The following is a 26,656-nucleotide window of genomic DNA, read 5'->3' as shown; positions in this document are numbered from 1 at the left end:
CGCCATGACTACGTCCGATCTGCCGCCGACGCCCGATGCGGCCACGCGCACCAACGCCCTGCCCGTTTCGCGCGCCGCTGCGAATAACGAAGCCGTGAAGCGCCGTCGCTTGATATTGCCCGTTGCGCTCGCCGCAGTCGCCGCCGCATTGCTGGCACTCGGCATCGTGCCGCGTTTGCATGCAAGCACCGCGCTCACCGAGCAGGTCGACGCGCAGCGCGAAGTGCCCGTCGAAACAGTCGCGCCGACGCGCGCACCGGCATCGCAGGAACTGTTGTTACCGGGCTCCGTGACGCCGTACGCCGACGCGTCGATCTATGCACGCACGAGCGGCTACGTCCAGCACTGGTACGCGGACATTGGCACGAAAGTCAAAGCCGGGCAGACGCTCGCAGACATCCAGACGCCGGAACTCGACGCGCAACTAAAACAGGCGCGCGCCGACGAAGCCACGGCAAAAGCAAATTACGCGTTCGCGAACAGCACCGCTCAGCGCTGGCAAATGATGCTGAAAACGCAGTCCGTTTCGCAGCAGGACACCGACGCGAAGACGAGCGACAGCGAAGCCAAACTCGCGGCGTTGCAATCCGCGCAGGCGAACGTCGCTCGGCTCACCGAACTGGTGTCGTATGAAAAAGTCACCGCGCCGTTCGACGGCGTGGTCACCGTACGCAACGTCGATGTGGGCGCATTGGTGACGTCGGGCGGATCGCCGGGGCTCGCGGGGATGCCTGGCGAACTCTTTCATATCGAACAGACCGACCGCCTGCGTATCTTCGTCAACGTGCCGCAGGACGACGCGAGCAGCATCTCAACGGGCACGCTGCTTTATCTGACGACGCAGCAATATCCCGGACGCCGCTTTGCAGCCACCGTCGCGCGCTCGGCGAATGCGATCGATCCCGTGAGCCGCACGCTGCGTGTCGAAGTCGATGTCGACAATCACGACGGCGCGTTATTGCCGGGTGCGTATGCGCAGGTGCATCTCGCGTTGCAGACCGCGCATCCCGCGCTCGAACTGCCCGTCAGCGCATTGCTGTTCAGGCCCGACGGCGTGACCGTCGCGGTGATCGGCAAGAGCAATACGGTGCAGCTAAAGACGGTAACGATCGGCCGCGATTTCGGCACCTATGTGGAAATCGCTACGGGCGTCGAAGCAACGGATCGCGTGATCAACAATCCCGGCGACGCCGTCAGCAGCGGTGAAGCGGTACGCGTCGTGGCATCCGCTGCGCTCCACGGCTAAGCGAGGCGCATGATCATGCTCAACGTACCCGTCGCATCCATTCGCAGGAATCTCGCAATCGGCGTTGCGTGCGCGCTGACTGCGTGCTCGACGCTGCCTTCTTATACGCATCCCTCTGTCGATGTGCCCGATCACTATGCAGGCACGGCCGCGCCCGGCTGGGCTGTCGCGGCTCCGGCCGATGCACAGCCGCGCGGCCCCTGGTGGACGCTCTTCAACGACGACGAATTGAACCGTCTCGAAGCCCGCGTCGATGTGTCCAATCAGACCGTGGCCAAGGCAGTGGCGCAGTTGCAGGCAGCGCGCGCGATGATCGACTATCAACGCGCAGGCTACGCGCCGACGATCACCGCCGGCGCCGCACAATCGCGCGCGCGTTTGTCGCAGAACGTCCTCGGCCATTCGCTCGCGGGCAAGACGGTGCCCGATTATTCGGTGGGCGTGTCGGCGAGCTGGGAGCCGGACCTGTTCGGCCGCGTGAAGGATGCAACGGTCAACGCACGCGACAATGCGCAGGCAAGCGAGGCCGATCTGGAATCGGTGCGCCTCTCCATCGCAAGCGATCTCGCGCTCGACTACTTCGATCTACGCTCGCTCGACCGGCAAAAGAAACTGCTGGACGATTCCGTCACGGCGTACACCGCTGCATTGAAGATCGTGCAGCAGCAGTTGAACGACGGAGCCATCGACGCCTCCGCCGTCGCGCAAGCTCAGACCCAACTCGAAAGCACGCGCACGATGGACAGCGATATCGACGTGCAACGCGCGCAGTTGCAACACGCGATTGCGACGCTGATCGGCGTGCCCGCTTCGTCGTTCGCGCTGCCGCAACAGGTGCGCGACATTGCGCTGCCGCAGATTCCTGCGGGCCTGCCGTCGCAATTGCTCGAACGCAGACCCGACATCGCCGCCGCCGAGCGGCGCGTCGCCGCGGCCAATGCGCAGATCGGCGAGGCGCATGCGGCCTTCTATCCGGACCTGACGCTTTCGGCCACAGCGGGACTCGAAAGCACGTTCTTCGCGCCGTGGCTTACCGCGCCGAGCCTCTTCTGGTCGATCGGCTCGCAACTCGCCGGCACGCTATTCGACGGCGGCCGCCGCGATGCCGCGCTCAAAGGCGCGAACGCACAGTATGACGGCGCGGTCGCCGATTACCGTCAAACGGTGCTGGTTGCGTTTCAGCAAGTGGAGGACAACCTCTCGGCGCTGACCACGCTCGCCAGTGAAGCGGATAGCGAGCAGCGTGCGACATCAGCGGCGGAACTCGCGCTGAAGCTCACGACGAACCGCTATCAGGCCGGCGCCGTCAGCTATCTCGATGTCGTCACGGCGCAGACCATCGCGCTCACCAACGAGCGCACGGCCGAGCAGATCGACGCGCGCCGCATCGATGCGAGCGTGCAGTTGCTGAAGGCGCTAGGCGGCGGCTGGGATCGCGCGACGCTTACCGATGCGCAAAGGTCAGAATGAAGCGCGTGCTCTGTGCGTCGCTTTCGGCGTGCGCCGAACCGCCATGTAACTCCATGATGGTGCGGACGATGGCGAGCCCGAGTCCGGTCGAACCCGTCGACTCGGGATCGCTCTTGCGCGAAGGATCGACGCGATAGAAACGGTCGAAGATGCGTTCGAGCAACGAAGGGTCGATCGGCGCACCCTGATTGGCGACGGTCACGCGCAAGCCGTGCGGCGTACCCTGCGCGCCGAGTGTGATCGTGCCGTCACGCGGCGTATAGCGGATCGCGTTGGCGAGCAGATTGCTGACCGCGCGGCGGAACAGCTCGGCGTCGGCATGAACGCGGCCGCCGCCCGTCACTTGCAGATGCACGCCGGCATCGTCGGCGACGCCTTCAAAGTACTCGGCGATGCGCGCGAGTTCCTTCGCGGCATCCAGTTCGCTCAACGTCGTGACGAACTGCGGATGCTCGGCGCGCGCGAGAAACAGCACGCTTTCGATCATGCGCGAGATCCGCTCGCATTCCTCGAGATTCGATGCGAGCAGCGACTGATATTCGTCGGCGGAGCGCGGACGTGCGAGCGCGACTTCGGTCGAGCCGCGCAGATTGCCGAGCGGCGTGCGCAAATCGTGCGCGAGATCGGCCGTGTATTGCGACATGCGTTGAAAGCCGCCATGCAGCCGGTCGAGCATCGCGTTCAGCGAGACGACCAGCGTGGCGAGTTCGCTCGGTACGTTATCGACTTTTATGCGCGTGTCGAGCTTGTCGACGGTGATCGTCGCGGCCTTGCCCGCCATCTCGCGCAAAGGCTTCAGCGACTCGCGCACCAGCATCCAGCTCATCAGGAACGCGAGCAGCATGCCGGCCAGGCCCGCGCCATAAAGACGCTCGCGATAGTAATCGAGCAGACGCCAGCGGTCCGTCATATTGCGCGCGATGACCAGCGTGACGGGCGTGCCGTCGCCCAGCACCGCATCCGCTGCGAGCCCGCGCACAGGCACGCCGCGCGCGTTGTGCCATTCCACGATGCTGGTCTCAGCGATACGCTGCGACGCGCCAAGCGGATTCGCCAGGGTCGGCGACGGCACGGCCGGATCGGCGATGCCCGCCGTGTTGTGCTCGAACACGAGCTTGCGGTCGGGGCCGCGCACTTCCATCGACATCGCGAGATTGCCCAGCACCTGGCTCGTCAGCCGGTCTTCATGGGCGCGCAAATCGGCAAGCGTCGCGATTTCCTGCGCGAGACGCCGCGTATGGCGCGCGATCAGCACGATGTCGAGATCGTCCTGCTGCTTGACCTCGCGGTCGAGCGCGAAATACAACACGCTGCCGACCAGCGCAAACACCATCAACGTCGTTCCAGCGAAGGCAAGCGCAAGCGTGGTGGTCAGCGAGCGCGCCGCCATCAATCGGTCTCTTTCAATTCGATCACGTAGCCGACGCCGCGCACCGTTTGTATCAGCTTGATCGGGAAGTCGTCGTCGATCTTCGCGCGCAGCCGGCGAATCGCCACTTCGACCACGTTCGTGTCGCTGTCGAAGTTCATGTCCCACACATACGACGCGATCTGCGTGCGGCTCAGCACTTCGCCCTGACGGCGCGCGAGCAGTTGCAGCAGCGAGAATTCACGCGGCGTCAGATCGATGCGCGTGTTGCCGCGGCGCACGCGCCGACGGTTCACGTCGATTTCCAGATCGCCCACTTTCAGCAGTTCGCTTTCGCGCGGCGGGCCGCGTCGCGCCAGTGTGCGCACGCGTGCGAGCAGTTCGACGAACGCGAACGGCTTCACGAGATAGTCGTCGCCGCCGAGTTCGAGACCGCGCACGCGGTCGCTCACGTCGTCGCGCGCGGTGAGGAACAGCACGGGCGTGGTGCGCGTGGCGCGCAGGACTTTCAGCACGGCCCAGCCGTCCATGGTCGGCAGCATCACGTCGAGCACGATCACGTCGTAGTCCTGCTCCTGCGCGAGCAGCAGACCATCGGCGCCGTCGTTGGCGACGTCGACGGAATAGCCCGATTCTTCAAGGCCCTTTTTCAGGTAGGCGCCCGTTTTCGGTTCGTCTTCGATAATCAGTATTCGCATGACAGCCTCCGGCGCTTTAACGCACTTCAACGCACTTGGACGCGCTTTAACCGCGCTGAATGCGCGGTGGCGTAGTCGTGCCTTGTGGCGGTTTGACGCCGAGCGCTTCGGCCTTCAGCACGAAATCGGCAAGCGAGCGCGACTCCATCTTCTTCATCGCCTGACCGCGGTGAATCTTGACGGTGATCTCACTCAGGTTCATTTCGGCGGCAATCTGCTTGTTCATCAGGCCGCTCGCGACGAAGGCCATCACTTCGCGCTCGCGCGGCGTGAGCGATGCGTAGCGGCGGCGCAGGTCCGCGACCGAGCGGTCCGCTTCGCGCCGTTCCTCGTCCTTGCCGAGCGCACTCGCCACGGCGTCCAGCATGTCCTGATCGCGAAACGGCTTCGCAAGAAAGTCCATCGCGCCGGCCTTCATTGCCTTGACCGACATCGCGATATCGCCGTGCGCGGTCATGAAGATAATCGGCACGCGCAATTCGCCCGCGGCAATCTGTTCCTGCACGGCGAGGCCGCTTTGCCCTTTGAGCCGTACATCGAGAATCAGACAGCTCGGCACGTCCGGTCTCGGGAACGCAAGGAATTCCTGCGCGGACGCGAACAGTTCAACGCGCAAGCCGACGGAGCGCAGCAACATGCTGACGGCTTCGCGCATCGACGCGTCGTCGTCGACGACATAGACCATCGCGCTAGTCGCGTTGACCGGTTCAGTGCTCATTGCGCTTTGCCTCATCGAGCGGCAGAACGAACTGCATCACGGCACCCTTTCCCTCTTGAGATTCCGCCCAGATCCGGCCGCCGTGCGCCTCGACAATCGAGCGGCAGATCGACAGTCCCATTCCCATGCCTTCCGCCTTCGTCGTGAAAAATGCGTTGAAAAGCCGCCCGGCGTTCTCTTCGCTGATGCCCGTGCCGGAGTCTTCCACGACCACCAATGCGTGCCGCGCGTCGAAAGAGCGCGTGCGAATCCGCAATTCCCGCGGCCGTGCCGTGATGCCCGACATCGCCTGCACGCCGTTCATCACGAGGTTGATCACGACCTGCTGCAACTGCACGCGGTCGGCGCACACCGACGGCGCGGGACTCGCGTAATCGGCATCCACTTCGACGCGGTGCGCATCCAGTTCACGCCGCACGAGTTCGATGGATTCTCTCACTATAGCGTTCAGATCGAGTACCGCGTGGCTCGGATCGCGCTTTTGCGCCATCGACCGTATCTGGCGGATCACATCGCTCGCGCGCCGCGCGTCGTGAATCATCTGGTTAATCGACTGGCCGACTTCCTTCAGATCGGGCTGCGGACGGTTTAGCCAGCGCAGCGCGGCGTCGCCGCACGTGGCGATCGCCGCGAGCGGCTGCGTGACCTCGTGCGCAATCGACGCGGCCAGTTCGCCGAGCATCGTCACACGCGTGACGTGCGCGAGTTCGGCCGTCGAGCGGTCGAGCGCTTCCTGCGCCGCCCGCCGTTCGGTCACGTCCATCAGCGCGCCGACGTATTCGGGATTCGCCGATTGCGGTGCGGCGAGACGCGCGACGTAGTGCACGTGCTTGACGCTTCCGTCGGGCATCGCGAGGCGATGTTCGAGGTCGATCAACGGCACGCCCGCGAGACTCTGCTGATAAGCCTGCCTCATCAGCGCGATGTCTTCCGGATGCGCGCGCGCGAGGATCAGTTGGAAGCTGGGCGCGACGTCTTTCGAATAGTCGAAGATTCGATACGTTTCGTCGGACCACCACATCTCGCCGCCGGGCAGTTTCGTCGCGATGCTGCCGGTGCGGCTCAAACGCTGCGCGTCGGACAGAAACGCCTCGCTGCGCGCGAGCGCCTGCTCGGCCTGTTTGCGTTCTTCGATATCGGTGTTCACGCCGTACCAGCGCAAGATTTTGCCGGCGTTGTCGCGCAGCGGTTCGGCGCCGATATGCATCCACCGGTAGACGCCGTCGCTGTGCCGGATGCGGGACACGCTTTCGAACGGCGCGCCCGTTGCAATGGCTTCGTGCCACGCGTGCTGCATCGCGCCGCAGTCGTCGGGATGAACGATCGAGCGCCAGATGTCGCCGTCGTTCTCAACGCACGTCACGCCCAGTTCGTTCCAGCGACGGTTGATGAAGACGAGCCGCCCATCGCTCGACGAACTCCAGACCATGCCTGGAATCGCGTCGATGGTCGCGCGCAATTCGTCCTTCTGGCGCCGCAACTCGCCTTCCATCTGCTTGCGAACGGTAATGTCGTTGTTGGTGGCGAGCACGGCGCGCGGCTTGCCCTTCGCATCGCGCCACAGCGCCCAGCGGCTCGAAATGACGACCGTTGTGCCGTCATTGCGCACATGCTGCAGTTCGCCTTGCCAGCGCCCGGAACGCAACAACTCGCGGCGGATTTCGTCGAGCGAGACCGACGAGCGCGTTTGCGTCAGCTCATGCACCGGCTGGCCGATCGCCTGTTGCGTGGTCCATCCATAGAGTTGTTCCGCGCCCTGATTCCAGAACGTGATCAGATCGTTCATGTCGTAGACGACAATCGCGTCATGCGTCAGATCGAGTAACTGCAACTGCTCCTGCAGCGTCGCCGTGCTCTTCTGATTGCGCAGCGCGAGCACCGACGCCGTCGCGATCGCGAGCAGGCTCACAAGACAGCGCGCAACGGGGCCGCCCGAGTAGTGCTCGTCGTGGGACATTGCAAAGGCGATCACCGTGAGCGCCACGCAACCCCATGACGTGAGAATCGCAGCGGGCCGCGAACTCGTCGAGGCGACGAGCAACACCACGACCACGTACAGCACGGCGATCGCGATATCGAGTGGCGTGAATGCGTCGATCAGGAATACGACGAGCGCGACTACCGCCGCGAGAACGTACAACACGCGTGGGTCATGCCGCATCGGTTCGTCGGCGCGTGAGCGGAATATCATGTCGGCGATTGAGCGCGCCGCGCGAGAAGGAGGGAGACGAAACGAGGCGATGCTGGCATAGGCATTCGAGGTAAACGTTCGTTGACGAGTACCGGGGACCCTGTCTCGCGCCGCCATAACGGCGCATCGAAGTCAGACACGCGGGACGCCGACCCATTTAATCCGGCAGTTATCTTATCTGAGTTTTTCGTTATCCAACCGTTAAGTCCCTTCCCGACGAAGCCTTAATCAAGGCTCGCCGCGTTCCGCCTGCAGCGTTTCGAGGCAACGCAATATGGCCGCGCCATCGACAGGTTTGCTCAGCACGCACAGCGCGCCATCGTCCAGCGCCTGGCGGCGCACCGCGTCCGACGCGAACGCGGAGATAAAGATGACCGGCAGCGTGATCCCGTCGTCGATCAGACGGCGTTGCAACTGAAGCCCGCTCATGCCCGGCATCTGGACATCGGAGATGACGCACGCGACATCCGCGATCTGGCCGGAGGCGAGAAAATCTTCGGCCGACGCATAGAGCCGCACGTCCCAACCCAGCGAACGAACCAGACTCGATGTGGCGATACGGACGGATTCGTCGTCGTCGATAATCGAAGCTATCGGATGGGAATGCAAGCGACTGATCCTCTGCCATACATGCGGTTACGGCGGCACGCTGTTGCTTCGCCCGCCGTTCAGGTGTTCCCATCTTAGGGAGAAAAGCCTGCCGGGAAAATTATATGTGTGTATAGGGTGGGTGCGTGGAGTCGGCGTTGCTATCCGAAAAGCCGCGCCCACACCTGCCGCACACGACGCGCGCGGTCTTCGAAAAGATATGACGCAACCAGCGCCAGAAGACCTGAAATAGCCCCCGTCAGGATGTGCTCGACGTAGGGGATTGGGTAGTGACTCGCGTGCGAGTAGGCGTCGCCTACCGTTGTCAGCACGCCGACGACAAGCGCATTGCCGTAGCGATGCCCGTAGAGTTTCGCCGCGGGCGTGAAAGTCAGAAGTATGGCCAGGAGCCCGGTGAGCAAACCGGTGCGGAATGCAATCGTCCAGTGGACAAGGCTCATGATATTGCCCCAGCTACCCGGCATGCACGTCATGCATGCGCTTGTCGGCTGCCAGAAACGCTGGATAAACAGCCTGATGCGGCGCTTCCACTCGCTTGACATGATCGATGCCCTTGTCACGGCCGACGCCAATATACGGTGGAATACTACACTCGCAACGGCAGCTTCACTTCCCCTTGACGTTACGTTCCTGTCCCGGTGTGACGTCAAAGACCTTCCGATAACACCGCCCCAGATGCGAAGCGCTGGCAAACCCGCACTGCATCGCAATGTCGAAGATCGAAGCGGTCGATTCATGCAGGAGCTTTTGCGCCGCCTTCAGGCGCACGCCCAGATAGAACTGCGACGGTCCCATGTCGAAATGCTTGAGCCACATGCGCTCGAACTGGCGAGGCGAGATACCGACCAGCGAGGCGAGCGTCTGCACAGGAACGGGGCGCTCTATGTTCTGCTCCATCAGCGTGATCGCATTGACGATGCGTCGGTCCTCGATACCGTAGCGCCACTGGATCGCCATTTTCTGGCTTTCCTGCGACGCGCGAATCCGCGTATGCAGAAACTGATCGGCGACATCGGCGGCGAGCCGGTGGTTATGCGCGCGCGCGATCACGTCCAGCATCAGATCGATCGCCGCGGTGCCGCCGCCGCATGTCAGCCGGTCGCCGTCGATGCAATAGAGGTCGCGCGTGACCGCGAGCGAAGGAAACTCGTCGGCGAGCGCCTTCAACGCTTCCCAATGAATCGTGCAACGCCGCTTGTCGAGCAGCCCGGCGCGCGCGAGGATCATCGTGCCGAGGCTCACGCCGCCGAGCGGTTTGCCTGTCGCGGCATAGCGGCGCAAAAAGTCGAACACCCGCTCGTTGCGGTAGTTCTCCACACCGATGCTCGCCACCACGAACAACTGGTCCACGGCAATCGACGAGGTCATTGCGGATTCAGGCTGCAGCGAAAATCCGGAACTCGACGACACGGGCTCGCCGTCGGCGCTGATGAGATGCCAGCTATACAGCGGCTTGCCGCTCACCCGGTTAGCCGCGCGCAGCGGCTCGCTCGCGGAGCTGAGCGCCATCATCGAGAAGTTGGGTACGAGGAAAAAGCCGATGCGTTCCGTGTCGGGCCGTCGCTCCCGGCTCGAATCCGCCGTGCTTTCCGTGGGCGCGGCGGCGAGTGCGGCGGCCAGTGCGCCCTCTCCCGCCACCGGCCACTTTTGACTGCGGGCGGAAGCCGGTTGCGGACCCTCATCGTTCATTTTCCTGCGCATGTCCATGCTGGATTGGCCAAGGTGAGGAAACTGTCGCATATCGGGCCGCGCCGGTCCATCGCCGCATGAGTGCGCAAGCGCTATCGGGCCCGCCTCAATCGCCGGTGTAGTTCGGCGGACGCTTCTCGAAAGTCGCGGCGAGCGCCTCGCGATGATCCTCGGTGCGATGCGCGATGCCCTGAAAAGCCGCCGAGAGTTCCAGCAGGCTCGGCAGGTCCATCCGCTGTCCTTCGCGGATGAGGCGCTTGCTCATGCGCAGCACGTTGGGCGGATTGACGGCGATTCGCGCCGCCAGTTCCTTCGCCGCGGACAGCAGTTCCGCGTCCGGCACCACCCGCGAGACGAGCCCCCACGCGAGCGCGCATTGGGCATCGATAGGCGTGCCCGTGAAAATCATTTCCGCGGCGCGCGAAAGACCGATTGCACGCGGCAGCAGCCACGCGCCGCCGTCGCCAGGAATGATGCCGACCTTGGCGAAGCTCTCCGCGAACAGCGCGCTTTCTGCGGCGATACGGATATCGCACATCAGCGCGAGATCGCAGCCCGCGCCATGCGCGGGTCCGTTCACCGCGGCGATGCAAGGCACGTCCAGTTCATGAAACGCGCGCGGAATGCGTTGAATGCCGCGCCGATAGTTCTCGCGTATTCGTGCCGCGTTGCCGGCGAACGTGCCGAGCTCGTCGCGCATGTGTTTGATGTTGCCGCCTGAGGAGAATGCCGGGCCCGCGCCCGTCAGCACGATCGCGCGGACGCTCAGATCGGCTTGCGCGCGCGCGAGGCTCGCTACCAGCGCGTCGACCACTTCCATTTCGGTGAGTGCATTGCGCGTTGCAGGACGGTTCAGCGTGATCGTAGCGACGCCACCGTCCAGTTCGTAAAGTACCGGTTCGTTCATGTTCAGGTTCCCGTGCGCAGAAGTTCTTCGGCGACCGATGCAGCCAGTTCGCGGCGCAGCACCTTGCCGCTCGGGTTCAGCGGCAAGCGGTCCACGAACAGTATTTTCTTTGGCCGCTTGTATGGCGCGAGGTCGTCGCTCGCCTTGCAAAACGCGATGACGGCGTCTTCCGTCAACTGTGCGTCGCTGCGCACGACAAACGCCGTGACCGCCTGGCCCCACTTCGGATCGGGCACGCCGATCACCGCGGCCTCCTGCACGCCGGGGCAGTGATACAGCACCTCTTCGACTTCCCGCGGATAGATGTTTTCGCCGCCCGAGACAATCATGTCGTCGGCGCGGCCGTGAAAGTGGAAATAGCCGCCTGCGTCGACGCTGAAAAGATCGCCCGTGTAGAGCCAGCCGTCGCGAAACTTCTTTGCCGTTTCGACGGGATTGTTCCAGTACGCGCGCGCCAGTTGCGGGCCGCGTACGATCAGTTGACCGACTTCGCCAGGCGCCACGCTTTCCGTGGATGGCACGACGCGCTCCGTATCGTTCGTCACGACGCGGCAGGTGCTGATCAGCGTCGGCTTGCCGCACGACCCGAGGCGCGACAGTGCATCGCGTGGATGCAGCAGCAGCGTCAGGCTCGCTTCGGTCATGCCGTAGCCGTTGTAGACATTCGGACAGAACTCGTCGATGACGCGTTGCATCGCTGCAGCGGGAATGGCCGCGCCGCCCGTGGTGATCATCCGCAGGCTGCTGTGATCGGTCCGCGCGAACGATGGATGGAACAGCATGTCCTGGATCTGCGTCGGCACGGCAAAGAGCGTCGTAATGCGATGTTCGCCGATCGCGGCGAGCGTGCGCTCGGGATCGTAGCGCGGCAGAACGATGTTGGCCGCACCGACCATCAGGTGCGGCATGAAATACGCCTGCATGCCGCCGACGTGGTACAGCGGCGCGATATGAAGCGCCGAATCGCTGCTCGTCAGGCTGTATTCCATCACGCAGTTCGTGGCGATCGCGACGTCGTTGCCATGCGTGTGGATCGCGCCTTTCGGACGCCCCGTCGTGCCGGACGTGTACACCAGCGCCGAGATGTCCTCGGGCGTGACGGGAGGCAGCGGCGCATCGCGATGACGCGTGCCGTCTATCAGCGAATCGAAGTCGTGATGATGCGATGGCGCATCGCCGTCGCCGGGAAGTTCATCGCCGTGGCCGCCGTGTCCTGTCACACGCACATAGATGCGCAGATCGGGCAAGCCCTGTTCGACCTTCGCTACGACGGCCTGCATCGAATCGTCGTAAATCAGTGCCCGCGCGCCGGCATCGCGAATAATGAACGCCGCGTCGTTCGCGGACATCCGGTAGTTCATCGGGACTGCAATCGCGCCGAGCAACTGACAGGCGAGATACGCGGTGGCCGTGGCGTCGGATGTCTTCTGGAAGATGGCCACGCGATCCGTTTGCCGCACGCCCAGATCGAACAGCGCCTGCGCGAGTCCGCGTACGCGCACGTCCCATTGCGCGTAGGTCAAGCGCGCGTCGGCGCAGACCAGCGCGAGACGGTCGGGGTACTTCGCGACCGTGTTTTCGAACAGCGAGGTAATGGTCAGCATGATGGAAATGGAGTGCGCTCAGAGGTTGATCTTCAGATCGGGGAGATCGCGCGAGGCGATCAGGTATTTCGCCATTTCCGACGTTCCGCCGACAATCGTCAGCGCGCGCGCGTCGCGATAGAGCTGTTCGGCCCGGCCGTATTCTTTGGTAAGGCCGTCGCCGCCCAATATCTGCACGGTTTCGTTGACACAGAAATTCGCCGTCTCTGTCGCGACGAGCTTGGCCATGGCCGCTTCCTTCATCAGCGCCTTGCCGTCGGCGCCCGCGTCGTACATCTTCGTGGCGCGGTACGTGAGGAGTTCGGCGGCGTCGATCCGCCAGCTCATCTGCGCGATCTTGTCCCAGATCAGTTGCTTGCAGCCGAGGAGCTGCCCGAACGTCCTGCGGCTTTGCGCATGCGATCGGGCGATGTCGAACGCACTGCGCGCGACGCCGAGGCCCGAGCCGCCCAAAATCGCGCGCTCGAAATTGAACATGCCGCGCATGATTGCGAAGCCCTCGCCGGCCACGCCCAACAGGTGATCCGCGCCGACCCGGCAATCGTCGAACTTCACTTCGCCGACGATGCAGCCGTGCCGGCCCATGAACGTATAGTTGCGCGGAAAGCTGATGCCGCGCGCGTCTTTGGGCACGGCCACGGCGGTGATGCCCGGCCTTTCCAGGCCATCGCGCGGCGTGATGCCGTAGGCGATATAGACGTCCGCAACCGACGCGTTCGAGATATAGCGCTTGAAGCCGTTGATGACCCATTCGTCGGTGCGCGCGTCGTATTCGACGCGCGTTTGCATGTCGGCGGAATCGCTGCCCGTGCCGGGCTCGGTCACGCAGATCGCGCCGATCGCGCGGCCATCCAGAATCGGTTCGAGATACGCTTCGCGCACTTCCCTGCTGGCATGACGATGCAGCGGATAGGCGCAGCTCAGCGCGGTGGCGATGGTGGTCTCAAACGCATAGTTGATGGCGGACGCTTCCTCGGAGAGGATCGTCGCGTGCGTGAGACCGGGCTTTGTCAGCGAGCCGCGATACAGGTCCGCGAACATCAGCCGCAAATAGCCGGCTTCGCCCAGCGCGCGCACCACGCGTTTGACGGCGTCCCAGTCGCGGCGCTCTTCTATGTCCGCGGCGCGCGGCGCGAGTTCGCGTTGCAGGAACGCGCGCGCTTCGGCGCGAAACGCGCGGTCTTCGTCGGTAAGGAGAAAATCTTGCATGGCAGACGACACTTCAGGTATTGACAGGTGAATGAGCCGCGCGGATGCCCCGCGCCGCATAGACGCGCGCATCGCGCACGGTCGGCAGCAGGAAGCGCGCTTCGCGCAGCGCCGCATAGTCGAGTTCGCCGACCACCAGTTCTTCGTCGGTCGTCGAGCCCATCGCGACTGTGTTGCCGAACGGATCGAGAATGCGCGAGCCGCCCCAGAAACGCAGCATGCCTTCGGTGCCGATGCGATTCGCCATGACCACGGCGACCCCGTACGTGACCGCATAGAAGCGCAGGTTCAGCTCCCACGCGGACGGATTGTCGAAGCCGCCGCCCACCGCTTCGCGCGCGGAACTGATCGGCGCGGCGAGCAGCGTGACGCCGTCGCACATCAGGTCGTGAACGAGCGCGGGGTTCCACAGGTCGTTGCAGATCGGCGTGGCGACGCGCCAGTCGCGGTCGATGCCGAACGCGCCGAGATCCGCTCCCGGCGCGTAATAAAGACCGTCGCGCAGCTTGCCGTACGTCGCCAGTTGAATCTTGCGATGCACGTGCACGATTGCGCCTTCCGTCACGCTCGCCTGGCTGTTGTAGAACTGGCCACCAGGCGCTTCTTCGATAAAACCAAACGACGTATGCAGACCAACGCTCGCTTGCGCAAGCGCCGCAATGGCCGGGTGATCGACACGCATTGCAAGCTGCAGCGCGTCCTTGCCCGCGCTATGCCCGCATAGGGACAATTCCGGAAAGAGCAGCATCGCGACGCCGCGCCGGCGCGCTTCGTCGATCATGCTCAGATGCTTGCGGAGGTTGGTGTCGAGATCGCCATACGAACTGTCGATCTGCGCGGCCGCGACTTTTAGCGCGCCGTCTCGCGGCGCTTCGGGGGAATGCGAAGGCATGTTCTCGTCTCTCTGATCTGATCGGGTCGCGTGCGTTACAGCAGACCGGCTTGCTTCAGGAAATCATGCGAGACTTCGCTGAACGATTTCTTCTGCACGTCGACGGATGCGTTCAGGCGCGCCATCGTCGGTGCGTCGAGTTTTGCGGACAGCGAGTTGAGGATCGGCCCGAGCTTCGGATTGGCGTCGAGCGTCGCCTTGCGGATCACCGGCGTGAGCGCGTAGGACGGAAAGAAGCCCTTGTCGTCCTTCAGAATGACGAAGTTGAATGCGGGCACGCGGCCATCGGTCGCGAAGACGAGCGCGATATCCACCTGACGATCCTTCAGCGCCTGATACGTGAGGCCGGAGTCCATCCGCTTGACCTCGTCCTGCGAAAATTCGAAGCCGTACAGCTTTTGCAGCGGACGCAACCCGTCGGGGCGCGCATAGAACTCCGAATTGGACGCGAAGGTCAGCGTCTTGCCTGCTTTAATCGCCCTTGCAAGATCGCTCAGGGTCGCGATGCCCAGCTTCTTCGCTTCGTCCTGATTCATCGCGAACGAGTACGTGTTGTTCGCACGCGAAGGGTCGAGCCATACCAGGCCCTTGCCTGCATCGAGTTCCTTGACCTTCCTGTAGGTGTCTTCCGGCGACAGGCGGTCATTGATCTTGTTGTACGTGATGAGCGACGTGCCCGTGTATTCCCAGTACACGTCGACCTGTCCATTCTCTTGCGCCGAGCGCAGCACCGCGCTGCCCAGGCCATCCTTCTTCGTGACGGTGAAGCCTTTTGCCTGCAGTAGCTCCGTGGTCATTTCGGCGAGCAGTTGCTGCTCGGTGAAGTTCTTGCCGCCGACCACCACGCTGGCCGCCGCGCAACTGATGGCCCACGAGGACGCAAAAGAGAGAGCGACGAGCGCGCAGGCCCGCTTGAAAAAAGTAGTCTTCATGATTTCCTCGGAAAACGCGTATGCGTGGGATGGAACTAGCGTTGGGAAGCGACGCCTCGCGACACGAGATGCACCTGCATCTGTCCGACGAGCACGTCTGTGAGAACCGCGAGGACCGCGGTTGGAATAGCGCCTGCCAGCAGCATCGAAAAGTCGTTCATGTCGATGCCGGTAAAGATCAGCTCACCAAGCCCGCCGCCGCCGACGAGAAACGCGAGCGGCGCGGTGCCGACGGTAATGGCGAGCGCGGTGCGAATGCCCGCGAAGATCACGTACAGCGCATTGGGCAATTCCACCTGCCATAGAACCTGCGCAGGCGTCATGCCCATGCCGGTGGCCGCTTCGATCAGCGCACGCGGAACCGCGCGCAGACCTTCGAGCGTGTTGAGCACGATGGGCAGCAACGTCGCCACCCACAGCGCGAAGATGGACGGCCATCGTCCAATGCCGAGCACGCTCATGGCGAGCGCGAGCAGCGCGAGTTTGGGCACGGCCTGCCCCATGTTCAGCGTCTGCATCAGCGCCTGAGCGACGCGAGCCTGTTTGCCCGACTCGCGGCTCAGATAGATGCCGAGCGGCACTGCGACGACGATCGCGAGGCTGCCCGCGATGGCGACCATCGTCATCTGCGCGATGGACTGGTAGACGATATCGCTGCGATATTGCGCGATCGACGCGAGCCAGTTGTGCCAGTTCTCCGCGCGGGCCTGCAGCGGCGCAGCGCACGCGAAGAGGACTGCGCAGCGTGAAAGCAGTGTTCTCATGTTTTTCATGCGCAGACCTCCGCGGGCAAACGCAACATGTCGACGATGTGCGCCTGGTTCACGTAGCCGACGAAGCGGCCCTCGTCGTCGACGGTGGGCAGCCATGCTTGTCCGAGCGCGAACATCGACGAAATCACGCTGCGCAGATCGTCGCAATCGCGCGCCACGCCGCGCATGGGCCTGGCATGCGCCGCCGTCAGCGTGCCGTCTATTGCCGCGAGTTCCGCCGCGCCGAAATACCCTTGCGGCTTGCCCGCGGCATCGAGCAACACGATCTGCTCGACGCCGTGCCGCTCGAGCAGCGCCCGCGCTCGCACGCTGCTGTCGCCTACCCGCGCGGCGCACTCGCAGGCGGACAAAGCGTCTTTTGCACGCACGAGGCGCAGCCGCTTCAATGCCCGGTCCGCGCCGACGAAGCCGGCGACGAACGGACTCGCGGGCCTCGCGAGAATCGTGTCCGGCGTATCGAACTGTTCGAGCCGGCCTGCGCGAAAGATCGCGATGCGGTCGGCCATCTTCACGGCTTCGTCGATGTCGTGGCTCACGAACATGATCGTCTTCTTCACCTGCTGCTGGATGCGCAGAAACTCGTCCTGGATCAGCTCCCGATTGATCGGGTCGATCGCGCCGAACGGTTCGTCCATCAGCATGACGGGCGGATCGGTTGCCAGTGCGCGCGCGACGCCGACGCGCTGCTGCTGCCCGCCGGACAGGTCCTTCGGATAGCGCGACAAATAGATCGACGGATCGAGTGCGACGATCTCCAGCAATTCGGCCGCGCGGCGCTTCGCTTTCGTCTTGTCCCAGCCCAGCAGACGCGGCACGACGCTGATGTTTTCCTCGACCGTCATGTTGGGAAAGAGACCGATCTGCTGGATCACATAGCCGATCTGGCGGCGCAATTCGACGACTTCGAACTCGTCCGTATCGCGGCCGTCGATGAAAATCTTTCCCGAAGTCGGCTGGATCAGACGGTTGATCATTTTCAGCGTGGTCGTCTTGCCGCAGCCCGACGGGCCGAGCAAAACGCAGATTTCACCCGCGCCGACTTCCATGTCGATGCCGTCGACCACCGGGGCGCTGGCGCCTTCATAGCGCTTCGAGATGCTGGAGAGCTTGATCATGGTTATTGCGCGTGATGAGGAGATTTACGGAACGACGCCCACGCGCCGAGACGCACTGCAAGCCTGCCGGTACGCGACGGGCTGCGAAGGCCCTTCGGCGTCAACAGACGCTGCACCCAGCCGAGGCCATAGTCGGCGGCGATCGCCAGAACGCTCACGAGAATCGCGCCGGCAATCAGCTGACGCGGGTCCGACTGCGAGATGCCGCGGCTGATCAGCTTGCCGAGGCCGCCCGCGCCGATATAGGCGGCGACGGCGGCAATGCCCACGTTGATCACCACGGCCATGCGCACGCCCGCCATGATGATCGGCAGCGCAATCGGGATCTCGACCTTCCACAGACGCTGGCGCGTGGTCATGCCGATGCCGCGCGCGGCTTCGCGCAGCGCCGGATCGATGTTGGTGATGGCCGTGTACGTGTTGCGCACGATCGGCAGTTGCGAATAAAGGAAGAGCGCGATGACCGTCGGCAGAAAGCCGATGCCCTGGCCGATCAACGACAGGACCGGAATCATCAGACCGAATAGCGCGACTGACGGAATAGTCATCAGAATCGCCGCGAGGTACAAGACCACTCTCGCGGCGCGCTCATTGGCCGTGATCGCGATGCCGAGCGGCACGCCGGTGAGGATGGCAAAACCGACGCCCACCCCGACGATCTCGATGTGCTCAACGGTGAGCCTGATGATCGACGCAAGGTTGTCGATCATGAAAGCAAGGGTATCCACGTTGTCTCCGTTCCGCTGTTGCGTGTCCGTGTGCTTCGCCACCGGGCAAAGATATCTGGACAAAACCCGGAACCCTTCATCTGCATTCGACGTCGTTTGTCACGGAAGCGACATCGCGATTGAGCCGTGGTGCGTTTCCCTTGCGGCACGGGGAACGGGCTATGCATCGCTAAGGGTTATCCCCGTCCTTTAAGCGACAGGTCGGTGCGGTGACTGAATCAGGAAGAAGCGAGAAGAGGCGCTGGCGGCGGGCAAACCGGCGGGCAACTAAGCGCATGGTTGGCAAGGTCGCCTGCGATCAGGTCGCGACTTTGCGTCAGTTTTCCTGCCGGCGCAAGACGCTGCGTAGCGTGAACGTGGCAAGCGCGCCTGTGACGAGCGCGGTGAACAGATAAAGCCCCGCCGGACCCGCGAGCGCCATCATCGCGGAAGCGAGCGTCGGGCCGGCGCTCGCGCCAACGGAGAAGATCAGCAGAAGGCCGGCGCTCACGGCGATGCGCTGATCGGCGGGAATGCAGTCGTTCACGTACGAGGTCACGACGCCGTACATGGAAAAAGCCACCGCCACATAGAGATAGCCGAAGGCCCGGACCAGAGCGCCGTCGCGCAGCAGAAACAACAGCACGCTCAGCAATCCGGCGATGACCGCGAGACACAACAACACCTTGCGTCGATCGAAGCGGTCGGCGAGCCGTGCGACGGGCCATTGCGGCACCAGCGCGGCCAGCAGCGCGAAGCCCATGAAATGCGACACCTCCGGCACCGGATAGCCGAGGCGCCGCATGAACACCGGCTGCATCGTATAGAACGCGCTATTGAGCACACCCGCCGACAGGCACGCGAGCACGCCGAGCGGCGCCCAACGGTAGATGGTCTGCAGCCCCGACAGTCCGCGCGCGAGGCGAGAGCCGCAGGACGCAGCGGCCGCCTCGAGCGCGTGGCCGGGTGCGGGCGCGGTGCCTGCCAGCGCGACGGGAATCAGGGACGCCGCGAACAAAGCGGCGACCGCGCTGAAGAGTTCGAAGCCGCCGGGGTCCGCGAGCCCGATCAGGAACTGTCCGGTGCCGACGCCGAGATAATTGGTGATCAGATAAGCCGAAAATACGCGGCCGCGTTGAGCGTTCGTCGCGACCTGATGCAGCCAGCTTTCAACGATCGTAAAGATGCCGACGAGACAGAAGCCCGTTACGAAGCGCAAGGCCACCCACATCGAGGCCGCGCTCCACACCGCGTACCCGAGCGCGCAGCATGCCGACGACGCAGCCAATGTCACGAACGCGCGATGATGACCGACCCGCGCGATGAGCGCGCCGCCGTATAGGGCGCCGAACAGGAAGCCAACGTAATACGCCGACTGCACCACGCCCATCACGATCGACGGCGCCTGCTGCTGCGAGAGGCGCAGCGAGATGAGCGTGCCAAGCAGGCCGTTCCCGGTGATGAGAATAGCGTAGCCGAGAAGCAGGACCGCGGTGGAGCGCAAGCTTCCAAAGGCCGGCTCGCGTGACTCGACAGCGGCAGCAAGGGGCGCGGCCCTTTCTCCGCAATCGGCGAGCGGTAGCAAGTCCGTTAAAGAGGACGTGCCCGTTGGTTGACACACAGCCGGTTCCGGTGCCTGTTTCATTCGTGCTGAGTCTCGTTCGTCCTGCGCGGCACCGTTTAGCGACGTTGGGGCTTTCGAGTTCCGAATGTAGCGGTCCGCCGCCTCGCCGGCATATCGCGAATGCGACGTCGGTTAGCAGCATAACGACATTATGTTTCGCGCTTCATCGCGCTGCGCGCCTTCGGGTCCAAACACCGGAGCGTCAAGCGGTGTGAAACGCGGCGCCGCTCTTGCACGTTGGCACAAAAGGGACACTGGCTGCGATCGGCAAATCAATGAAAAGAGGCCGGAAAAAAGGCCTGTTCGCCACGTAACGCGCGCACACCGCCGATAGAATTTCGTCCTATAGGCAGTTACACACCGCCACACGTTCGACTCCGGTCGGATCGCTTTTTCACATCGGATTTCCGGTTAATTCAGCATGACACGGCTTGCACGGCACTACGTCCCAGAACAACCGCAGCACGTTATCTTGCAGGGGTTCACAGGGCACGCGTTCCTGGACGAAGGCGACTATCTGTACTTTATCGCCTGCCTCGCAGACGCAGCGCGCGTCGCCGGTCTGGCCGTCCACGCGTGGGTCCTGATGCCCGACGCGGTACAACTGCTCGTCACGCCTTCCTATGAGTCGAGCCTGGCCATGGCGATGCAAGCGGTCAGCCGCCGCTATGCCGAGACCTTCAACCGACGCCACGGACGCCGCGGCATGATCTGGCGTGGCGGGTACTCGGCGACAGTGATCGAGCCCGAGCGATACTTTCTGCTCGCGAGCCACGTCATCGATCATGCGCCGGTGCGCAAGTGCCTTGTGACTGAGCCAGGACAATACCCGTGGTCGAGCTATGCGCACCACGTCGGGCTGCGTATCGACAGGTTCATCAAGGAGCATCCGGTCTACCGGGCGCTCGGCGATACGCCGATCGAGCGCCACGAGGCTTACCGCAATCTGGCCGAGCAGTGTCTTGACGATCACGAGGTCGATAACCTGATGCAGTCGACCCTCGAAGGCTGGGTGCTCGGCGGCGCCGCGTACTGCGAGTGGGCGGCGCAGACCGCGAATCGGCGTTTGATGCCGCTGTTGCTACGCGACCGGCAGCCGAAGGTGCGCGCGACGCGCGCCGTCGCGCATCGGACGAATGAAAAGAAACAGGAGCGAGGAGCGAGCGTCGAACTATCGCAGCCAACGTGAGGCCGCGATTGTGGTGATCGCCCGCTGAGGTCCACGACCCGCGCGTCGCCGCCCTTTCTTACACGCCTTCCACGAGAACGGCGCGATACTTGGCGCCCTTGAATCGATGCTGTGCGACTTCCTGATACGCAGGGCTGTCGTACCACGCACGCGCGGTCTCAGTCGACGGAAACTCGACAATCACGACGCCCTCCGGCGCGTCACCCTCGAGGACCTGCTGAGGTCCGTATGCAGCGAGAATCTTCACAGGATGACCTTTGAAGGTCTCGCCCACCTTGCTTTGGTAGATGTCGAGCTCGTCCTGAGCCTGCGTGCTTTCCTTCGTGAAGACAATATAAGTCGGCATGGCGTACGCTCCTGAGCGTGGAATAGAGGCGGATACGATGATGCCATGAAATTGTGGCGGGGCTCGGGGGGTGGTGGGGGTGGTGGCGGTGGTGGTGGTTGGGGTGGAGGGATGCCGGGGGTTCGTAGACGGATGGTCGTGAGGCGGTAAGAGGTGAGGCGTCATACGATGTCTGTGCTGGCGGCGGACGCATATCGACCCTCAGCGGCCAGTCAAGTTTTCCGATAGCGGTCGCTCAACATGCACAGCCGGTTCATCAGATTGTTTTGTAAAGTCGCGCCGCAGTAGGCCGAACTGCAAAAGGTCATGATGGCTGCCAGCCCAATACCCGGCTTCTCTGGATCGCCCCTCTTGCAAAAAACCGAGTCTGGTCAGGACATTGATTGAACGAACGTTTTCTGGGGAAACGGATGCATCGATACGATGTAAGTCCATTTCATCAAAGCCATAAGCCAAGACAGCGAGTAATGCTTCTTGCATATAGCCACATCCCTGCGCCGTAGGGGCTAGTTCGTAGCCTATCGTGCAACTACTCCAACCTTTGTTCCACTTAAATAACCCGCATGTGCCAATAAATACACCGTCTGATTGACGTTCAATGCCCCAGCGTGTGCCCGGGTTCGGCAGATTTCTCCACCCGGCAAAGATATCGATGAGTTTGGCAGCATCTTCAACAGTAGCAGGGGCATCAGCGCCAAACCAACGCATGTGTTCAACATCTCCATGTATCGCAAATAGAGCGTTTGAATCTGACGGCACTATCTCACGCAACAGCAATCTAGCAGTTTCCAGTGTCGGAAATCGATTTTCGATGGTCATTTGAATTGTGAATTTGTTTGCGATGCTGTTTGCATAGACGTGGCATTAGAGTTTAAGAGACTGCCGACGATTGCCGCGCGGTTGTCGAAGGTCCGATCATGGCCGATCAGCGAACGCGGCCATTGATACCATTGGATGTCGCACGATAAGCGCGCGCTAAGGGCGTTTCAGTTGCCTCACCAAATCCATTGGCGGCCATATCCGCCGAAGTCTGAACCCGCTTTCCCATCTCGAACGCACGAATCTCATAGCCAAGTTCCTGGTACAAATCGACGGCCTGTTCGTTGAACTCCCAAACGGCCAGTCTCATGTCGGCGGCACCGTGCTTCAGCGCCCACTCTTCTGCGAGCTTCATGAGGGCGCTGCCGACCCCGCGCCCCCTCATTTGTTCCGAAACAGCGACGGAGCCTATGCGACCAACGACCATCGGCTGCAACATTGGGCTTATCGGCTTCACCACCTGAACCGTAATGAAGCCGACCGCTTTGCTGCCAAGCTCGGCAAGAAACGTCGCTCGATCTTCTTCCTGAAGGCTAGAAAGCCAGTGTGGTTTGTCCCGACCGAACTCCGTAGTGGCATCGGCATAAATGTCGGGGCGCGCCAGGTGGTGGACCGCGTTCAAGATTTGACCCAGTTCGCAGATCGTCAAAATGTCGTCGATAGTCGCGCGTCGATAGCTTATCGGGTCGGTCATCTTCAGCTCTTGATGGTGGAGAAACAAAAAAAGGCGCCTTAGGCGCCTTGGTCGTTTGCACATGGAGTTGGACCAGTGAGGTCGAATTCGATGCTATGGACGTAACGAACCACGGCGCAATGGCTTGCGACAGTGATGGTGATGAGACTGGCTCGGGACGTTACGGAGTTCCATGCGGCTTATATTGGCACATTAAATTTAATTTGTGAACCGATCGACGTGTCTTGGCGGCCAAGGCTCACTCTCGGGGAGCGGAACAAGCGCCGCACACTCCAATAGATTGTTAGCGATCTGGGCACTAAGGTCGAGTGTCTCCAACTGGCCCGATCTCAGCCTAAGACGTCAACCCACCTGACCCTCTTCCAACAATCACCCGCCAACCTTCGTCCGACAGCGACTACAGTGCCCAAAACCAAACAGTACGATATTGTGCTGATGTAGTTCAAACCGAACGACTTCACGCCGGCGCTCATCTTCCCGCGAGACAACACCATGACCCTCACCCAACCCGTCATTTCCGCATTCACCCCAACCGGCAAACTACGCGCGTCGATCAACCTAGGCAATCCGATCCTCGCCAACAAGGACCCGCAAACCGGCGAGCCGTTCGGCGTTTCCGTCGATCTCGCGCGAGCGTTCGCGAGGCAGCTCGGCGTCGAGCTCGAACTGGTGGTGTTCGACGCCGCGGGCAAATCGGTGCAGGCCGTCAGCGAAGAGCGCGCCGACTTCGGCTTTTTCGCCGTCGATCCGTTGCGTGGCGAGACCATCGCATTCACGGCGCCGTATGTGCTGATCGAAGGTTTCTATCTGGTGCGCGACGACTCGCCTGTGCGGACCAACGCGGACGTCGATCAGCAGCATAACCGCGTCGCGGTCGGCAAAGGCAGCGCTTACGATCTCTTTCTCACGCGAGAGTTGAAGGCCGCGCAAATCGTTCGCGCGCCGACGTCGCCGACGGTCGTGCAAACGTTCCTCGAACAGGGGCTGGAAGTCGCCGCGGGCGTGAAGCAGCAACTTGAAGCCGATGCGCGAGCCGCTTCCGGCCTGCGCCTGCTCGACGAGCGCTTCATGGTGATTCAACAGGCGATGGGCACGCCGAAAAGCCGCGGCGAAGCGGCCGCAGCCGCGCTGCGCAGCTTCGTCGAGGAAATGAAAGCGTCCGGGTTCGTCGCCGAAGCACTGGCGCGACATCGGATTGCGGGAGCGTCGGTCGCGCCGGCATCGCCGGATTGATCGATAAGTCGGGGCGTCGCGTGGCGAAGTAACTAGCGCCGCGCCCCTTTCCTGCGCGATGTGCGTCGAGCCGGCACCACCGAACTGCGCGCCGCGGCCGCGAGAATCCATTTCTCGAATGCGATGACCGCGTCGTCGCGGGCCCGGTCGGTGTTCACGACCAGGGTGTAATCGGGTCCGCGCCCCGCGGGCTCGGATATCGGACACACAAGACGCCCGGTCGCGATGTCGCGCTCGATCAGCGGCAGCGATGCCAACGTCACGCCGAGCCCTTCCGCCGCCGCGCCGAGTTGCAGAAAGACATGATCGAAGTCGAGATGGCCCGCGCCCTGCAAGCCCGGCGCGCCGGCCTCGCGTAACCAGTCGGACCATGCCGTGCGCGTGCTCATCGAGTGAAGCAGCGTGTGATTTCGCAAATCGGCAACCGTCCTGATCGGATGGCTTTGCAGCACCGCTGGACTACAGGCGGGCAGGCGCAGGTCGGGCATCAGCGGCGTCGACGTGAGGCCCGCTGCGTCCTCGGGCCCCGAACGCACGCCGATGTCGAATGCGCCGCCGACATAACGCAGCTTGCGTGAGGTTGTCGAAAGCCGGACATCGATGTCCGGATAAAGAGCGCGGAAATCGGTCAGGCGCGGTATGAGCCAGCACAACGCGAAGCTCGCCAGCGTATTCACGCGCACGACGCCCGTTACGCGACGCGTAATCGATTCGTGGCGCAGCCGCGTGACCGAACTGCTCAGCCGCGAAAACGCACCTTTGACATCATTGAGCAGAGCGGCGCCCTCGTCGGTCGGGACGACGCCGCGCGAGCGGCGCTCAAAGAGAGGCACTCCGAACCAGTCTTCCAGCATTCGGATCTGCTTGCCGACCGCCCAGTGCGTGACGTGCAGATCGCTCGCCGCCGCGGCGAAACTGCCCAACCGCGCGACCGCCTCGAAGTGCCGCAATGCATTCAACGGAGGCAGGTTTCCGGCCTGCTTACCCGTGCGTTCGTCTGTGTCCATGTGGTGACTTTTTCTCCCGTCTGACGCTATTTTACGTCAGTTGTGCGCCGCTCCCGACGACCCATAGACTATGGGTGCGCTTCAACAAACGCTCGAGCAGTCGCCAGGCCGCGCGCTTTCACCACTCGATTGAACCATGAGACCTTTCTCTTCCTCGTTGCCAACGACGGCGGCGGCCAACGCATCCGGTAACTCGTCCTCCGTTTCGCGCGCGCGCGTGCTCTGGCTCTCATGCACGGCGCACGCGCTGCACGACGGCTACACCGACATGATCTACGCGTTGCTGCCGGTCTGGCAGACGGACTTCGGATTGGGTTATGGCGCGCTCGCTATCGTGCGCGGCGTCTATGCGGGCACCATGGCGACGCTTCAATTGCCCGCCGGGCGCCTCGCGCGCGCGTGGGGCACACCTCTGACGCTCGCGTTGGGTACGTTGCTGGCCGCGCTGGGTTACGCCGTCGCCGGCATGTCGGGAACGCTCTTGGGTTTATGCGTCGCGCTCGCCATCTCGGGAAGCGGTTCGAGCACGCAACATCCGCTGGCTTCGGGAGCAGTCGCGCGCGCATATGGACGCAACGCTCGCGGGCCGCTGAGCGTCTACAACTTTGCAGGCGACCTTGGAAAATCCGCGCTTCCTGCGGCTATTTCGCTTCTGATCACCGTCATGCCGTGGCGTCATGCGCTCTGGGCCATGTCGGCCATCGGCGTTTTAGTCGCCGTCGTCATTGCACTTTTTCTCCCTTCGATACCAGCAAGCGAGGCTTCCACAGCCGAAGCGCCGAGCCACAACAGCAACGGTTCGCGCTCGGGCTTCTCACTGCTGTTCACCATCGGCGTACTCGACACCGCCGTGCGCATGGGCTTATTGACCTTTCTGCCATTCCTGCTGAAAGCGAAAGGCATCTCGCCGCCGATGATGGGCACCGCGCTCGCGCTCGTGTTCATCGGAGGCGCGGCGGGCAAGTTCGTGTGCGGCTGGCTCGGCGCACGCATGGGCGTCATCGGCACTGTGTTTGCAACCGAAGGCGGCACGGCCGCGCTGATTCTTGCCGTGCTTTACCTGCCATTGACGCCCGCCCTCGTCTTGTTGCCGCTGCTCGGCGCGATGCTCAACGGCACATCGTCGGTGCTTTATGGAACGGTGCCCGAACTGACTTCGGTCGAGCGGACAGAGCGGGCATTTGCGCTCTTCTATACCGGCACTATCGCTTCGGGCGCGCTGTCTCCGGTGGCTTATGGTTTTCTCGGCGACGGCATCGGCGCACACGGCGCCACGCTTGCAACCGCGGCCACGGCGCTGGCGGTCTTGCCACTCGCGCTTGCGCTCCGTCCGCATTTGCGCAGAACGTAAGCTTTCGCGGGGCCTCATAGCAAACGCATTACCCCGCACACCACTGCGGTCGTCGCGAGAATGATCAATGCCCCACAACATAAACCCGTTAGGTACGCGAACAATGCCTGCTGCGCGTCGAACGTAACGGGGTCGCCATCCGGCGGAATGCGCGGATAAATAGCGTCGTCATAGTGAGCCTGTTCAGTGTCGGACATGGCGTCTCTTCGTGATCGATCCATCGTGGACCATGCATCGAACGGCAAACGCCGGGAAGCCGCACGT

At 62.9% G+C, this 26,656-nt stretch carries 26 protein-coding genes; 5 read left to right on the top strand and 21 right to left on the bottom strand.

The genetic code is table 11. The annotated features are described in order from the left end of the window. Positions 1-4 precede the first annotated feature (4 nt). Positions 5-1,246: an efflux RND transporter periplasmic adaptor subunit gene (locus tag P0D87_RS25160; protein WP_053857782.1), complete on the top strand. Its 1,242-nt coding sequence runs from the start codon at positions 5-7 to the stop codon at positions 1,244-1,246. Positions 1,247-1,261: 15 nt separating this feature from the next. After that, positions 1,262-2,716: an efflux transporter outer membrane subunit gene (locus P0D87_RS25155; RefSeq protein ID WP_053858983.1), complete on the top strand. Its 1,455-nt coding sequence runs from the start codon at positions 1,262-1,264 to the stop codon at positions 2,714-2,716. Here the strand turns inward: P0D87_RS25155 and P0D87_RS25150 are convergent. The 16 genes from P0D87_RS25150 to P0D87_RS25075 form a co-directional block, all read right to left on the bottom strand. Continuing rightward, positions 2,691-4,106 (bottom strand): heavy metal sensor histidine kinase, encoded by a 1,416-nt coding sequence (locus P0D87_RS25150; protein ID WP_053857781.1) that lies wholly within the window; start codon positions 4,104-4,106, stop codon positions 2,691-2,693. The genes P0D87_RS25155 and P0D87_RS25150 overlap by 26 nt on opposite strands. After that, positions 4,106-4,783: a heavy metal response regulator transcription factor gene (locus tag P0D87_RS25145; RefSeq protein ID WP_029969886.1), complete on the bottom strand. Its 678-nt coding sequence runs from the start codon at positions 4,781-4,783 to the stop codon at positions 4,106-4,108. The genes P0D87_RS25150 and P0D87_RS25145 overlap by 1 nt, the downstream gene beginning before the upstream one ends. A gap of 46 nt (positions 4,784-4,829) precedes the next feature. Continuing rightward, complete coding sequence (locus P0D87_RS25140; RefSeq protein ID WP_006048293.1) at positions 4,830-5,501, bottom strand: response regulator transcription factor; 672 nt, start codon at positions 5,499-5,501, stop codon at positions 4,830-4,832. Further along, positions 5,491-7,692 (bottom strand): sensor histidine kinase, encoded by a 2,202-nt coding sequence (locus P0D87_RS25135; RefSeq protein ID WP_053857780.1) that lies wholly within the window; start codon positions 7,690-7,692, stop codon positions 5,491-5,493. Before P0D87_RS25135 ends, P0D87_RS25140 begins: the two co-directional genes overlap by 11 nt. Before the next feature lie 228 nt (positions 7,693-7,920). Continuing rightward, positions 7,921-8,301, bottom strand: a complete 381-nt coding sequence (locus P0D87_RS25130) for a response regulator transcription factor (RefSeq protein ID WP_006048295.1) — start codon at positions 8,299-8,301, stop codon at positions 7,921-7,923. Between the two features lie 140 nt (positions 8,302-8,441). Then, the gene (locus P0D87_RS25125; RefSeq protein ID WP_053857779.1) at positions 8,442-8,843 is read right to left on the bottom strand and encodes a hypothetical protein; all 402 of its coding nucleotides are present in this window, start codon (positions 8,841-8,843) and stop codon (positions 8,442-8,444) included. Between the two features lie 64 nt (positions 8,844-8,907). Continuing rightward, a complete protein-coding gene (locus P0D87_RS25120; protein WP_307253051.1) occupies positions 8,908-9,990 on the bottom strand; it encodes a GlxA family transcriptional regulator in 1,083 nt (360 codons plus the stop codon). Positions 9,991-10,096: 106 nt separating this feature from the next. After that, entirely contained in the window at positions 10,097-10,897 is an 801-nt protein-coding gene (locus P0D87_RS25115; RefSeq protein ID WP_029969891.1) for a crotonase/enoyl-CoA hydratase family protein, read from the bottom strand. 2 nt (positions 10,898-10,899) lie between these two features. Next, positions 10,900-12,501 carry a class I adenylate-forming enzyme family protein gene (locus P0D87_RS25110; RefSeq protein WP_053857777.1) on the bottom strand — a complete coding sequence of 534 codons (1,602 nt, stop codon included), beginning with the start codon at positions 12,499-12,501 and terminating at the stop codon, positions 10,900-10,902. Positions 12,502-12,519: 18 nt separating this feature from the next. Continuing rightward, positions 12,520-13,710 carry an acyl-CoA dehydrogenase family protein gene (locus P0D87_RS25105; protein WP_053857776.1) on the bottom strand — a complete coding sequence of 397 codons (1,191 nt, stop codon included), beginning with the start codon at positions 13,708-13,710 and terminating at the stop codon, positions 12,520-12,522. A gap of 13 nt (positions 13,711-13,723) precedes the next feature. Next, positions 13,724-14,602 (bottom strand): nitrilase-related carbon-nitrogen hydrolase, encoded by an 879-nt coding sequence (locus P0D87_RS25100; RefSeq protein WP_053857775.1) that lies wholly within the window; start codon positions 14,600-14,602, stop codon positions 13,724-13,726. Between the two features lie 35 nt (positions 14,603-14,637). Then, on the bottom strand, positions 14,638-15,534 hold the full coding sequence (locus P0D87_RS25095; RefSeq protein WP_006048302.1) for a glycine betaine ABC transporter substrate-binding protein: 897 nt from the start codon (positions 15,532-15,534) through the stop codon (positions 14,638-14,640). A gap of 35 nt (positions 15,535-15,569) precedes the next feature. Continuing rightward, positions 15,570-16,307 carry an ABC transporter permease gene (locus P0D87_RS25090; RefSeq protein WP_371026874.1) on the bottom strand — a complete coding sequence of 246 codons (738 nt, stop codon included), beginning with the start codon at positions 16,305-16,307 and terminating at the stop codon, positions 15,570-15,572. Then, on the bottom strand, positions 16,304-17,422 hold the full coding sequence (locus P0D87_RS25085; protein ID WP_006048304.1) for an ABC transporter ATP-binding protein: 1,119 nt from the start codon (positions 17,420-17,422) through the stop codon (positions 16,304-16,306). Before P0D87_RS25085 ends, P0D87_RS25090 begins: the two co-directional genes overlap by 4 nt. Positions 17,423-17,424: 2 nt before the next feature. Further along, on the bottom strand, positions 17,425-18,150 hold the full coding sequence (locus P0D87_RS25080; RefSeq protein WP_029969901.1) for an ABC transporter permease: 726 nt from the start codon (positions 18,148-18,150) through the stop codon (positions 17,425-17,427). Between the two features lie 316 nt (positions 18,151-18,466). Then, positions 18,467-19,633: an MFS transporter gene (locus P0D87_RS25075; RefSeq protein ID WP_321175793.1), complete on the bottom strand. Its 1,167-nt coding sequence runs from the start codon at positions 19,631-19,633 to the stop codon at positions 18,467-18,469. Positions 19,634-20,174: 541 nt separating this feature from the next. Here P0D87_RS25075 and P0D87_RS25070 point away from each other — a divergent pair. Continuing rightward, a complete protein-coding gene (locus P0D87_RS25070; protein ID WP_053857773.1) occupies positions 20,175-20,942 on the top strand; it encodes a transposase in 768 nt (255 codons plus the stop codon). A 58-nt stretch (positions 20,943-21,000) separates the two neighbouring features. Here P0D87_RS25070 and P0D87_RS25065 read toward each other — a convergent pair whose 3' ends face one another. From P0D87_RS25065 to P0D87_RS25055, 3 genes are all read right to left on the bottom strand, one after another. Next, positions 21,001-21,288 carry a DUF1330 domain-containing protein gene (locus tag P0D87_RS25065; RefSeq protein WP_029969905.1) on the bottom strand — a complete coding sequence of 96 codons (288 nt, stop codon included), beginning with the start codon at positions 21,286-21,288 and terminating at the stop codon, positions 21,001-21,003. Between the two features lie 201 nt (positions 21,289-21,489). Then, positions 21,490-22,107, bottom strand: coding sequence for a GNAT family N-acetyltransferase (locus P0D87_RS25060; protein ID WP_082366957.1), 618 nt, complete (start codon positions 22,105-22,107; stop codon positions 21,490-21,492). Positions 22,108-22,213: 106 nt separating this feature from the next. Continuing rightward, positions 22,214-22,801 carry a GNAT family N-acetyltransferase gene (locus P0D87_RS25055; RefSeq protein ID WP_082367046.1) on the bottom strand — a complete coding sequence of 196 codons (588 nt, stop codon included), beginning with the start codon at positions 22,799-22,801 and terminating at the stop codon, positions 22,214-22,216. A 492-nt stretch (positions 22,802-23,293) separates the two neighbouring features. Here P0D87_RS25055 and P0D87_RS25050 point away from each other — a divergent pair, with 492 nt between their 5' ends. After that, positions 23,294-24,034, top strand: coding sequence for an ABC transporter substrate-binding protein (locus tag P0D87_RS25050; protein ID WP_053857772.1), 741 nt, complete (start codon positions 23,294-23,296; stop codon positions 24,032-24,034). A 32-nt stretch (positions 24,035-24,066) separates the two neighbouring features. Here the strand turns inward: P0D87_RS25050 and P0D87_RS25045 are convergent, their stop codons facing one another. Beyond that, entirely contained in the window at positions 24,067-25,041 is a 975-nt protein-coding gene (locus P0D87_RS25045; RefSeq protein WP_053857771.1) for a LysR substrate-binding domain-containing protein, read from the bottom strand. A gap of 136 nt (positions 25,042-25,177) precedes the next feature. Between P0D87_RS25045 and P0D87_RS25040 the strand changes: the two genes are divergently transcribed. Beyond that, entirely contained in the window at positions 25,178-26,392 is a 1,215-nt protein-coding gene (locus tag P0D87_RS25040) for an MFS transporter (RefSeq protein WP_053857770.1), read from the top strand. A 14-nt stretch (positions 26,393-26,406) separates the two neighbouring features. Here P0D87_RS25040 and P0D87_RS25035 read toward each other — a convergent pair whose 3' ends face one another. After that, complete coding sequence (locus tag P0D87_RS25035; protein ID WP_053857769.1) at positions 26,407-26,589, bottom strand: hypothetical protein; 183 nt, start codon at positions 26,587-26,589, stop codon at positions 26,407-26,409. Between the last annotated feature and the right edge of the window lie 67 nt (positions 26,590-26,656).

The organism is Paraburkholderia sp. RL17-368-BIF-A (assembly GCF_046054045.1).
Taxonomy (GTDB): domain Bacteria; phylum Pseudomonadota; class Gammaproteobacteria; order Burkholderiales; family Burkholderiaceae; genus Paraburkholderia; species Paraburkholderia graminis.
The sequence above is the reverse complement of the archived record's forward strand: the minus strand, read 5'-3'. Positions and strand labels throughout refer to the sequence as shown.

What these genes read in the sequence shown, in the direction of transcription:
- P0D87_RS25160 (WP_053857782.1), top strand. Translation starts at nt 5, where the DNA reads ATGACTACGTCCGATCTGCCGCCGACGCCCGATGCGGCCACGCGCACC.
- P0D87_RS25155 (WP_053858983.1), top strand. Translation starts at nt 1,262, where the DNA reads ATGCTCAACGTACCCGTCGCATCCATTCGCAGGAATCTCGCAATCGGC.
- P0D87_RS25150 (WP_053857781.1), bottom strand. Translation starts at nt 4,106, where the DNA reads ATGGCGGCGCGCTCGCTGACCACCACGCTTGCGCTTGCCTTCGCTGGA.
- P0D87_RS25145 (WP_029969886.1), bottom strand. Translation starts at nt 4,783, where the DNA reads ATGCGAATACTGATTATCGAAGACGAACCGAAAACGGGCGCCTACCTG.
- P0D87_RS25140 (WP_006048293.1), bottom strand. Translation starts at nt 5,501, where the DNA reads ATGAGCACTGAACCGGTCAACGCGACTAGCGCGATGGTCTATGTCGTC.
- P0D87_RS25135 (WP_053857780.1), bottom strand. Translation starts at nt 7,692, where the DNA reads ATGATATTCCGCTCACGCGCCGACGAACCGATGCGGCATGACCCACGC.
- P0D87_RS25125 (WP_053857779.1), bottom strand. Translation starts at nt 8,843, where the DNA reads ATGTCAAGCGAGTGGAAGCGCCGCATCAGGCTGTTTATCCAGCGTTTC.
- P0D87_RS25120 (WP_307253051.1), bottom strand. Translation starts at nt 9,990, where the DNA reads ATGAACGATGAGGGTCCGCAACCGGCTTCCGCCCGCAGTCAAAAGTGG.
- P0D87_RS25115 (WP_029969891.1), bottom strand. Translation starts at nt 10,897, where the DNA reads ATGAACGAACCGGTACTTTACGAACTGGACGGTGGCGTCGCTACGATC.
- P0D87_RS25110 (WP_053857777.1), bottom strand. Translation starts at nt 12,501, where the DNA reads ATGCTGACCATTACCTCGCTGTTCGAAAACACGGTCGCGAAGTACCCC.
- P0D87_RS25105 (WP_053857776.1), bottom strand. Translation starts at nt 13,710, where the DNA reads ATGCAAGATTTTCTCCTTACCGACGAAGACCGCGCGTTTCGCGCCGAA.
- P0D87_RS25100 (WP_053857775.1), bottom strand. Translation starts at nt 14,602, where the DNA reads ATGCCTTCGCATTCCCCCGAAGCGCCGCGAGACGGCGCGCTAAAAGTC.
- P0D87_RS25095 (WP_006048302.1), bottom strand. Translation starts at nt 15,534, where the DNA reads ATGAAGACTACTTTTTTCAAGCGGGCCTGCGCGCTCGTCGCTCTCTCT.
- P0D87_RS25090 (WP_371026874.1), bottom strand. Translation starts at nt 16,307, where the DNA reads ATGAAAAACATGAGAACACTGCTTTCACGCTGCGCAGTCCTCTTCGCG.
- P0D87_RS25085 (WP_006048304.1), bottom strand. Translation starts at nt 17,422, where the DNA reads ATGATCAAGCTCTCCAGCATCTCGAAGCGCTATGAAGGCGCCAGCGCC.
- P0D87_RS25070 (WP_053857773.1), top strand. Translation starts at nt 20,175, where the DNA reads ATGACACGGCTTGCACGGCACTACGTCCCAGAACAACCGCAGCACGTT.
- P0D87_RS25065 (WP_029969905.1), bottom strand. Translation starts at nt 21,288, where the DNA reads ATGCCGACTTATATTGTCTTCACGAAGGAAAGCACGCAGGCTCAGGAC.
- P0D87_RS25060 (WP_082366957.1), bottom strand. Translation starts at nt 22,107, where the DNA reads ATGACCATCGAAAATCGATTTCCGACACTGGAAACTGCTAGATTGCTG.
- P0D87_RS25055 (WP_082367046.1), bottom strand. Translation starts at nt 22,801, where the DNA reads ATGACCGACCCGATAAGCTATCGACGCGCGACTATCGACGACATTTTG.
- P0D87_RS25050 (WP_053857772.1), top strand. Translation starts at nt 23,294, where the DNA reads ATGACCCTCACCCAACCCGTCATTTCCGCATTCACCCCAACCGGCAAA.
- P0D87_RS25045 (WP_053857771.1), bottom strand. Translation starts at nt 25,041, where the DNA reads ATGGACACAGACGAACGCACGGGTAAGCAGGCCGGAAACCTGCCTCCG.
- P0D87_RS25040 (WP_053857770.1), top strand. Translation starts at nt 25,178, where the DNA reads ATGAGACCTTTCTCTTCCTCGTTGCCAACGACGGCGGCGGCCAACGCA.
- P0D87_RS25035 (WP_053857769.1), bottom strand. Translation starts at nt 26,589, where the DNA reads ATGTCCGACACTGAACAGGCTCACTATGACGACGCTATTTATCCGCGC.